Annotated in this window: 11 protein-coding genes and 1 pseudogene; 4 read left to right on the forward strand and 8 right to left on the reverse strand. The window is 63.5% G+C overall.

What is annotated here, in order from left to right; translation table 11 throughout:
* The first annotated feature begins 42 nt into the window (after positions 1–42).
* The gene (locus GM672_RS12595; RefSeq protein WP_155470879.1) at positions 43–1,419 is read left to right on the forward strand and encodes an 8-oxoguanine deaminase; all 1,377 of its coding nucleotides are present in this window, start codon (positions 43–45) and stop codon (positions 1,417–1,419) included.
* A gap of 14 nt (positions 1,420–1,433) precedes the next feature.
* On the opposite strand, the gene GM672_RS12600 is transcribed toward GM672_RS12595, so the two are convergent.
* Complete coding sequence (locus tag GM672_RS12600; RefSeq protein WP_155470880.1) at positions 1,434–2,138, reverse strand: GntR family transcriptional regulator; 705 nt, start codon at positions 2,136–2,138, stop codon at positions 1,434–1,436.
* A 172-nt stretch (positions 2,139–2,310) separates the two neighbouring features.
* On the opposite strand from GM672_RS12600, the gene GM672_RS12605 reads away from it, so the two are divergent.
* Together GM672_RS12605 and GM672_RS28925 are read left to right on the forward strand one after the other, a co-directional pair.
* Positions 2,311–3,510, forward strand: coding sequence for a Gfo/Idh/MocA family protein (locus GM672_RS12605; RefSeq protein WP_211517357.1), 1,200 nt, complete (start codon positions 2,311–2,313; stop codon positions 3,508–3,510).
* Positions 3,511–3,517: 7 nt separating this feature from the next.
* Positions 3,518–3,748, forward strand: coding sequence for a hypothetical protein (locus tag GM672_RS28925; protein WP_211517358.1), 231 nt, complete (start codon positions 3,518–3,520; stop codon positions 3,746–3,748).
* Positions 3,749–3,758: 10 nt separating this feature from the next.
* Here GM672_RS28925 and GM672_RS12610 read toward each other — a convergent pair whose 3' ends face one another.
* A complete protein-coding gene (locus tag GM672_RS12610; protein ID WP_155470881.1) occupies positions 3,759–4,268 on the reverse strand; it encodes a hypothetical protein in 510 nt (169 codons plus the stop codon).
* A gap of 86 nt (positions 4,269–4,354) precedes the next feature.
* Between GM672_RS12610 and GM672_RS12615 the strand changes: the two genes are divergently transcribed.
* The gene (locus GM672_RS12615; RefSeq protein WP_155470882.1) at positions 4,355–5,266 is read left to right on the forward strand and encodes an alpha/beta hydrolase; all 912 of its coding nucleotides are present in this window, start codon (positions 4,355–4,357) and stop codon (positions 5,264–5,266) included.
* Here GM672_RS12615 and GM672_RS12620 read toward each other — a convergent pair whose 3' ends face one another.
* The 6 genes and pseudogenes from GM672_RS12620 to GM672_RS12640 form a co-directional block, all read right to left on the reverse strand.
* Positions 5,267–5,998, reverse strand: coding sequence for a sterol desaturase family protein (locus tag GM672_RS12620; RefSeq protein ID WP_155470883.1), 732 nt, complete (start codon positions 5,996–5,998; stop codon positions 5,267–5,269).
* Positions 5,999–6,086: 88 nt separating this feature from the next.
* Entirely contained in the window at positions 6,087–6,632 is a 546-nt protein-coding gene (locus GM672_RS12625) for a hypothetical protein (RefSeq protein ID WP_155470884.1), read from the reverse strand.
* Between the two features lie 213 nt (positions 6,633–6,845).
* Positions 6,846–7,220 carry a hypothetical protein gene (locus tag GM672_RS12630; RefSeq protein WP_155470885.1) on the reverse strand — a complete coding sequence of 125 codons (375 nt, stop codon included), beginning with the start codon at positions 7,218–7,220 and terminating at the stop codon, positions 6,846–6,848.
* 166 nt (positions 7,221–7,386) lie between these two features.
* The gene (locus GM672_RS12635) at positions 7,387–7,563 is read right to left on the reverse strand and encodes a hypothetical protein (RefSeq protein WP_155470886.1); all 177 of its coding nucleotides are present in this window, start codon (positions 7,561–7,563) and stop codon (positions 7,387–7,389) included.
* Positions 7,564–7,651: 88 nt separating this feature from the next.
* Positions 7,652–8,197: a hypothetical protein gene (locus tag GM672_RS28340; RefSeq protein WP_170300039.1), complete on the reverse strand. Its 546-nt coding sequence runs from the start codon at positions 8,195–8,197 to the stop codon at positions 7,652–7,654.
* Positions 8,198–8,275: 78 nt separating this feature from the next.
* Positions 8,276–9,134 (reverse strand): annotated as a pseudogene (locus tag GM672_RS12640) (IS256 family transposase); the annotation flags it as partial.
* Positions 9,135–9,262: the final 128 nt, after the last annotated feature.

Below are 9,262 nucleotides of genomic sequence, written 5' to 3' on the forward strand. Positions count from 1 at the left end.
TTGTTTCCGCAGTGTTTAATCATTCAACAAGGTAGGACACAAATGACCAAAACTCTCCTGATCCACAATGCCCGCGTACTGGTGACGATGGACGACACAAGGCGCGAAATCGCCGAGGGCGCCGTGTTCGTGCGGGACAACGTCATCGAGCAGGTCGGCCCCTCGGCCGAGCTGCCGCAGACGGCGGACACTGTCATCGACGCGGCCGGCCAGGTCGTGATGCCGGGCCTCGTCAACACGCACCACCACATGTACCAGAGCCTGACGCGGGTGATTCCCGCCGCGCAGGACGGTGAGCTGTTCAACTGGCTGACCAACCTGTACCCCATCTGGGCCAACCTGGACAGCGAAATGGTGCGCGTGTCGACGTTGACGGCGATGTCGGAACTGATCCTGTCGGGCTGCACCACCAGCAGCGACCATCTGTATATCTACCCGAACGACTGCCGGCTGGACGACAGCATCGAGGCGGCGCGCCAGATCGGCATGCGCTTCCACGCCGCGCGCGGCTCGATGAGCGTGGGCCAGTCGAAGGGTGGACTGCCGCCGGACCGGGTGGTGGAAGAGGAAGGCGCGATCCTGAAGGACACCCAGCGCCTGATCGAGACGTATCACGACGCGGGCCGCCACGCGATGCAGCGCATCGTCGTGGCGCCCTGTTCGCCGTTTTCCGTGTCGCGCGAGCTGATGAAGGAATCGGCAGCGCTGGCGCGCAGCTTTGGCGTCTCGCTGCACACGCACCTGGCGGAGAACGCCAACGATATCGCCTACAGCCGCGAGAAGTTCAACATGACGCCGGCCGAATATGCCGAGGATTGCGGCTGGGTGGGCCACGATGTGTGGCATGCCCACTGCGTGCAGCTGGACGACGCGGGCATCGACCTGTTCGGCCGCACCGGCACGGGTGTCGCGCACTGCCCCTGCTCGAACATGCGCCTCGCTTCCGGCATCGCGCCGGTGGGCCGCATGCGCGCCGCCGGCGTGCCGGTGGGCCTGGGCGTGGACGGCTGCGCATCGAACGACGCCGGCCATATGCTGGGCGAGGCGCGCCAGGCCATGCTGCTGGCGCGGGTCGGCTTCGGTCCGGACGCGATGACGGCGCGCGAGGCGCTGGAGATCGCGACCCTGGGCGGCGCCAGGGTGCTGAACCGGGACGATATCGGCGCACTCAAACCCGGCATGTCGGCCGATATCGTCGCCTTCCGCATGGACGGCATCGGCTTCGCCGGCGCGCTGCACGACCCCGTTGCGGCACTGGTGTTCTGCACGCCGGCCAATGTCTGGACCAGCATCATCAACGGCAAGGTGGTGGTCAAGGACGGCCAGCTGCAGACGGTGGACCTGCCGCTGGTGATCGAGCGGCACAACGCGCTGGCGGGCAAGCTGGCCCTGGCGACGGGCACGCGCAAGGCGGCCTGAGTTTTATCCAGGTTCTATTTCAACAGGGCCGAGACCAGGTCCTTCTCGTGGGGCGCGCTGCCGTCGAAGATCAGCGCGCCCTCCACATGCGACAGGTGCTCGAGCATGATGCGGGCGGCCAGGTCCGCGTCGCCGGCGCGCGCCGCTTCCAGGAAGCTGGCATGCTCGTTGGACGAGCAGACAGCATCGCGGTCGGACTGGTACAGCATCGTGATCAGCGAGCTGCGCGCCACCAGCTCGCGCAGCATCTCGCGCAGCACGCCATTGCCGGCGACGTCGGCCAGCAGCACGTGGAAGTCGCCCAGCAGGCGCGAACGCACCTGGTGGTCGCCCTTCAGGGCCTGGCGTTCCATCTTCAGATGCTTCTCCAGCATCTTGTAGTCCGCAGGCGTGGCCTTGGCGACGAACTCGCGCGCCAGGGCCGCCTCGATGATGCGCCGCGCCGCGAAAATATCGCGCGACTCCTTTTCGCTGGGCTGGCTGACGAAGGCGCCCTTGTCGGGCACGATCTGGATCAGCTTGTCCTTCGACAGGATCAGCAGGGCGGCGCGGATCTTCGTGCGACTGACATGGTACAGCCGCGACAGGGCTTCCTCGCGCAGCTTCGTACCGGGCGGGAGCTTGCGCGCCGCGATGGCCGCGGCGATATGGTCGGCGATGTCGTTCGCGCTCGCGCCGCTGCTGTGCATTTCTTCGATGGCTGCGATGGACGAGGGCATAGGATTCACGGGTTATAAGTCCCGCAATCATACATGGACGGGCAAATATTGGCTATGGGGCAAGAGTCCCCGTATGCCGCGTAACTGGTCCAGCCGGATACAAAACTGGTCTTGCCAATTTACGCGGTCGATCCTACCATCGTCGAACACAAGAACGATATGGAGACCTTCGATGACCGACCGTTTCAACCGCAGGACCGTCCTGAAAGCCGCCGGCGCCGCCGGCCTGCTGCTGGCGACGAATGCCATTGGCGCCAATGCCCGCAAGCGCTATGCCGTCGTCGGCGTCGGCTCGCGCGCGCGGCTGTTCACGGGTGCCATCACGGGGAGGTACCGAGACGGCAACGAAATCGTCGCCGTCTGCGACAGCAATGCGGGCCGCCGTGCCCTGGCCGCGCGCCGCATCGCCGCCACTGGCGCGGGCACGCCCGTGGCCTATGCGCCAGCCGACTTCCAACGGATGATCAAGGAAACCAGGCCGCAGTACATCATCGTCACCACCGTCGATGCCACCCACGACGACTACATCGTGCGCGCGCTGGAAGCGGGCTGCGACGTCATCACGGAAAAGCCGATGACGACGACGGCGGCCAAGGCCCAGCGCATCCTCGATGCCGTCAAGCGCACGGGGCGCCACGTGCGCGTGACGTTCAATTACCGCTATTCGCCGCCGCGCACGCAGGTCAAGCAGCTGCTGATGAGCGGCGAAATCGGCGACGTGCTGTCCGTCGACTTCACGTGGCTGCTCAATACCGTGCACGGCGCCGATTACTTCCGCCGCTGGCACGGCAAGAAGGCCAACTCGGGTGGCCTGATGGTGCACAAGTCGACCCACCACTTCGACCTGGTCAACTGGTGGCTGGGCGCACAGCCCGAGCTGGTGCACGCCTTCGGCTCGCGTCAGTTCTACACGCCGGCGACGGCCAGGCGCATGGGCCTGCAGGGTCCCCACGAACGGTGCCTGACGTGCCCGGAGAAGGCCAGGTGCAGCTTCTACTTCGACCTGGCATCGGACCCCGGCCTGAAGGCCCTGTACCTGGACAACGAGCAGCATGACGGCTATTTCCGCGACCAGTGCGTGTGGCGCCCGGAAATCGATATCGAGGACACGATGAACGTGATGGTCCGCTACGACAACGGCACGCAGCTGAACTACGCGTTGTCCGCCTACGACGCCTGGGAGGGCTATCACATCGCCTTCAACGGCACCAAGGGCCGCATCGAGCACCGCATCGTGGAGTCGGCCGGCGCGGCCGGCGCCGGCGAGGTACAGAGCAAGAGCACGGGCGTGACGACGCGGGTGATTCCGCTGCGGGGGCGCGCCGCGCGAGATCGAGCCCTGGACCGGTACGGGCGGCCATGGCGGCGGTGACGACGCCATGCTGCAGGAGATCTTCGGCGACGCGCCGCCCGACCCTTATCGCCGCGTGTCGGACGAGCGGGCCGGCGCCTGGTCGATCCTGGTGGGGGTGGCCGCCAACCGCTGCTTCGAGACGGGGCAGTCGGTACGCATCGCCGACCTGGTGACGGGCCTGACCCCGCCGGAGCGCGCGCCCATGCCGGATCGCGCGGCGCCGCTGCCGATGCCGCGGCGCGTGCGCATCCCGTAAAGGCGTTGGCTCAGTCGGCCGCGGAGCCGATGCCGACGATGCGCCAGCGTCCGCCCGTGTAGGCCAGGGTGCGGGTTTCCACGGTGGCCGCGTCGCGCCAGTACGTCAGCACGACTTCGTCGCCGTAGGCCTGGACTTCCGCGCCCCAGGCGTCGCCGGCGCGGGGCAGGGCGGCGATCAGTTCCGCGTCCGGCCGCACGGTGGCGGTTTCTTCGTCGCTTCCGGTGGCCGAATCCTTGCGGGTCACGGTGCGGCCCATGTGCTCGCGCAGGAAAGCCAGGTTGGGAGACAGACGGTACCCGCACAGCAGCGCGTGCACCAGTTTCGCTGCCTCGGTCGGTTCGCTGACCTTGCTGGCGGGGGCCTGCAAAGCCTTGCGCAATGCGGCCTGGCTGCCCGGCGTGCAGGCGTTGACCAGGGTTTCGGAACCTGCCTGAATGGTCGGCGCCGGTGGCACGGCAAGGGCAGACGTAGCGCCGAGGGTGCAGCACAGCGCGAGGAGAAGGTGATTTTTTGACATCTCTTTATTGTAACGTCGGCGGAAGCCGTTGGCACGAACCCTGGTGCCGGCTAGAATGATAAGCATTCTCATCTACCAGGCTTGTCATGACCGATTCCTCCGTTCCGTCTTCCCGCCGTACCGTGCTCGCCGCAACCGCCGGCGCGCTTCTTATGCCGCGCGCGTGGGCGGCGGCAAGTGATCCGTGGGAGGGCGCCACCTTGTCCCAGGCGCGCCAGCGCGAGGTGACGTCCGCCATCACGGGCCAGCGCTATCGCATCTTCCTGGGCGTGCCGGAGGGGCCAACGCCGCCGGGCGGGCACCCGGTGCTGTTCGCACTGGACGGCAATGCCACCTTCCCCAGTCTGGCGCTGATGGCCCGCACGGTGGGCTGGCGCGCCAAGGCCACAGGCCAGGCGGCGCCCGTCGTCGTCGGCATCGGCTACGCTACCGACAAGGACTATGACGTCGCGCGAGGCCGCGACTACACGCCGCCTTCGGGCGAGGGCACGCCGCCAGGCGAGGGCGGCGCGGACCGCTTCCTCGACTTCATCGAACAGGAACTCAGGCCACTGGTGCACGCCATCGCACCGCTCGACCCGAAGCGCCAGGCCCTGTTCGGCCATTCCTACGGTGGCCTGTGCACCTTGCATGCCCTGTTCACCCGGCCCGCCATGTTCCATACCTATATCGCGGCCAGTCCGTCGATCTGGTACCGCGAGCGCGCCGTGCTGGCCCAGTACGAACCATTCCGGCAGCGCGTTGCCGCACTGCCGACGAAACCGTCGCTGCTGCTGACGGCCGGAGAACTGGAGCAGCCCGCTGCGGACGGCGGATCGGGCAGCCGCAATCCCGAAGCGGCGAAACGCCGCATGGTCGACGAGGCGCGCGAGCTGGCCGCGCGGCTTTCTTCAGCGGGATCGCTCGCGCGGGTGCAGTTTCAATTGCTGCCGCACGAGAACCATGGGTCGGCGATGTTCCCGGCCATGTCGCGGGGGATGGAGTTTTTCGTGGGGTGATCAGTGCCGGTGCACGTCGCGGAACAGCAGCATGTCGGCGATCCGTTCGGGCTTGTCGCCATCGAAGCCCAGAATCATTGACCGTTCGCGGGGATTGCTCCACGTCCCGAACAGCATGTCCCACAGCGGCAGGCCGTAGTTCTGCCGGTGGTGCCCCAGCTGATGGTGCACCGTATGCATCTCCGGCCGTTGCACGATATACCCCAGCCACGTGGGCGTGCGCAGGTCGCTGTGCAGGAACAGGTCGAACAGGCCGGTGAGCAGCAGCGCGATCGCGGCGGCCAGCGGGCTGGCGCCCAGCACCAGGTAGCTGACGCCGGCATTGATGCAGATGGCCGCCGCCGAATCGAGCGGGTGGGCATAGAACGCTGTCAAGGCCTCGACGCGACGCGCGCTGTGGTGCAGCTGGTGGAACACGTGCCACAGCAGGTCGGACTTGTGCGTCAGCCGGTGCCACCAGTAGAACACGAAGCTGGTCAAGAGGAAGGCGAGGAAGCCCACGGCCGCATCGGGCATGACGCTGCCCGCGTCGAACAGGGCGGCGTCATGGATGGTTGCACTGAATACGTAGCCCGCCACCAGGGTGACCAGGACCGTGGCCGCACCGACACTGCTGGCAAGGACCAGCCAGCGCCGGTCGCAATAGTTGCGCGATGCCGGCGCGATGACTTCGCGGCTGAAGAGGGCAATGAAGGCCAGGCCGATGATGGGGAGAGCGAGCAGTTCGGTCATGGTCGGTGGTGTGAGCGATTCGGTGGCATGGGAGGAGCCCCCGCATCATCGCCGACAGCGCGCGCTGCAGCAAGCCCCCGGTCCCGCATCAATTCGCATTCGAGCCAAAGCCCGTCATGTCGTCGAGGGTCAGGTACAGCAATGTGCTCTCCGGCGACCAGCACACAAAGCCATCGACCACGCGCCCGCTGAGTGTCATCGCCGCGCTGTGCCGGCGGCAGGCTGGCATGGTGGCAATGTCGCGCAGACCATTCTGCTGCTTGGAAAGCAGCTCCCTGAAGTGAAGGGGCAACCAGGCGCGAGGTGCTTCCGGCATGATCAGCACCTTTCCTGGTTTGCTGGGGAGCCGGTCGAACCACGCCTTGTCTGCTGGAGCAAGTTCCGCGACAAGCGAGATGTATTCCGTCGGCCCGGGCACGCCACCCATGTGTTCGGGCGTCCCGAAGACCTGCCAATGCACAGTCTTCGCGGGGATGCCGACATACACCATATCGTTCAACTCGGTCAGGCTGGTATTGGGCGTTGCGGCCTTGTATCGGTACCACCAGCCGTCGGCAAGGAAGGCGAGGATGGGCAGGGCGGCGATGGCGATGAGTATGCAGGTGGTGATGCCTAGGGCTTTAAGGTAGCGCATTGAATATGTGCCAAACAGTGGCAACCGGAGACGAAACGAGCGGAATTAAATTAACAGACTAAGCGATCGATATCCACCGGAAATTGCTGGCCTAGAGATAATTTCTATGGAAAACGAAAATTTTAAAAGTGCGGGCTCATGTTCAGGATTGCACAAGATCTAATATCTGTCAATTAAAAATCGGAAAATCTATCTTCGCGGGTGTAAGTTCGCCTAATTGGTTCCAATTAAATCTATCTGCGATTCCCCGAAACAGATGGTCTTTTGCATTGTTTCCGGATCTTTGCCGATAGTACGTGCGACAATTTCAATCCTAATCGCTTTGTTGCTATTGAAAAGCCTGCGTAGTTCTCGGGCATGAAGAACGGCCTCGAGGTGCCAAAAGCCGTTAGGCCCTATTTCTGTGAAAGTGATCTCAGAGCTTGGCGGAGGTACACTGGCGGGAATAGAAATAGTCTTCTTTGTATCTTCGCCGACCAGGGTAATATACGGCCCCTTGACATCCAGAAAATTCAATGAACAAACGATTGATTTCTTGCTCACGTTTGTCAATTTCATTTTTAGTAGAATCGGCAGGTCTGAGAACACGCAATTTGTTTAGTCGCCGCATGTCATCTCCAATTTCAGCGGGAGTGCTGGCTCTGAATCTTTACTTGAGCACGGAAGCGCCATCAAGAGCGCTGTTAAAGCAAAAATATTTCGCATGTAATCCTCTTTCCCAATTTCTTCCGAAGAAGATATTGAACTTCTATTGCTATGCTCCACCAGCTTCGCGGGAGAAATTAGCTTGTTCCGTACGCTCCATATGAAGTCCGCTAAGGACCAGCCAGCGCAGGTCGCAAAAGTTGCGCGATGCCGGCGCGATGACTTCGCGGCTGAAGAGGGGAATGAAGGCCAGGCCGATGATGGGGAGAGCGAGCAGTTCGGTCATGGTCGGTGGTGTGAGCGATTCGGTGGCATGGGCGGAGCCCCTGCATCATCGCCGACAGCGCGCGCTGCAGCAAGTGCCCGGTCCCGCATCAATTCGCATCCGAGCCAAAGCCGGTCATGTCGTCGAGGGTCAGGTACAGCAAGGTGCTCTCCGGCGACCAGCACACGAAGCCATCGACCACGCGCCCGCTGCGTGTCATCGCCGCGCTGTGCCGGCGGCAGGCTGGCATGGTGGCGATGTCGGGCGAACTACTGGCATGTTTCGCCAACAGCGAACGAAAGCCCGCCGACAACCAGCCGCGCGCGGCTTCGGGCGTGACGACGACCTTGCCAGGCGTGGCGATATGCTTGTCGAACCAGGCCTTGTCTGCCGGCGCAAGCTCTGCGACCAGCGTGATGTAGTCCGTCGGTCCGGGCACGCCGCCGAGGTCCTCGGGCGTTCGGAAGACCTGCCAGTGCACGGTCTTCGCGGGGATGCCGACGTACACCATGTCATTTAGTTCAGTCAGGCTGGTGTTGGGCGTGGAGGCCTCGTATTGGCTCCACCAACCGTAGGCGAGAACGGCGAGGACGGGCATGGCGGCGATGGCGATCAGGATGATTGTGGCGAGGCCTAGGCCTTTAAGGTAGCGCATGGGGAGTTCGTGTTGGTGGATTGATTGCTCGGCGCAGGCGACGGCGAAAAAGTGCATTTTCGCAACGGACGTGGACCTGCCAGAAATTTTGTGTGCGCGCCGAAGGCGCATATGCAGGCTCTCGATGGCGTTCGTGGTGTAGATGATCGTGCGCACCTCTGGCGGGTAGGCAAAGAACGGAGTCACCTGCTGCCACTGGCGTCGCCATCGCTGCCACGGTCGGAAATTTTGTGCCCCATGGGCCAGCCGCAAACGCGGCCAGCGCCGCTTCGGCCGCCTCGGCGTTGACGGCCTGGTAGACCGGCTTGAGGGCCGCTGCAAGCTCTTTGCGGTCCTTCCAGCTGGCCAGCGTCGTCGAGTTGCGGATCAGATGCACGATGCACGTCTGGATCTGCGCTTGCGGATAGACGGCCTCGATGGCCTCGGGAAAGCCGCGCAAGCCATCGACAATGGCGATCAGAATGTCTTCCAGACCGCGATTTTTCAATTCGTTGAAGACCTTCAGCCAGAACTTGGCGCCTTCGGTCTGCTCGATCCACAGGCCCAATACTTCCTTGCGGCCGTCAGCGCGAATGCCCAGTGCGAGATACTCGGCCTTGTTCTTTACCGTGCCTTCATCACGAATCTTCAGGCGCAAGGCATCGAAGTAGACAATCGGATACATCGCTTCGAGCGGTCGTTGTGGCCACTGTGTGACCTCTTCCAGCACCTCGTCGGTGATGGTCGAAATCAGATCGGGCGACGCCTTGGTGCCATACAACTCGAGCAGATGCGCCTGGATCTCACGCACGCTCATGCCGCTCGCGTACATGTTGATGACGTGGTCGTCAAAGCCCGGCATGCGTCGCTGATGCTTGGCCATCAGCTTTGGCTCGAAGCTCGACAGGCGATCGCGCGGAATGTCCAGATTGAGCTCGCCGCCAGGCGTCAGGACCTTGGGTAATCCCCCCACAAAAAGAGCGTCGTTAGAAGTAGAATTTTCTACTTAAGAACAGAAAGCTCTACATGAAGACGTCCCGCTTTACCGACAGCCAGATCATCGCCATCCTGAAACAAGCCGAAGCC

It is taken from the genome of Pseudoduganella buxea (assembly GCF_009720835.1).
GTDB lineage: Bacteria > Pseudomonadota > Gammaproteobacteria > Burkholderiales > Burkholderiaceae_D > Rugamonas > Rugamonas buxea.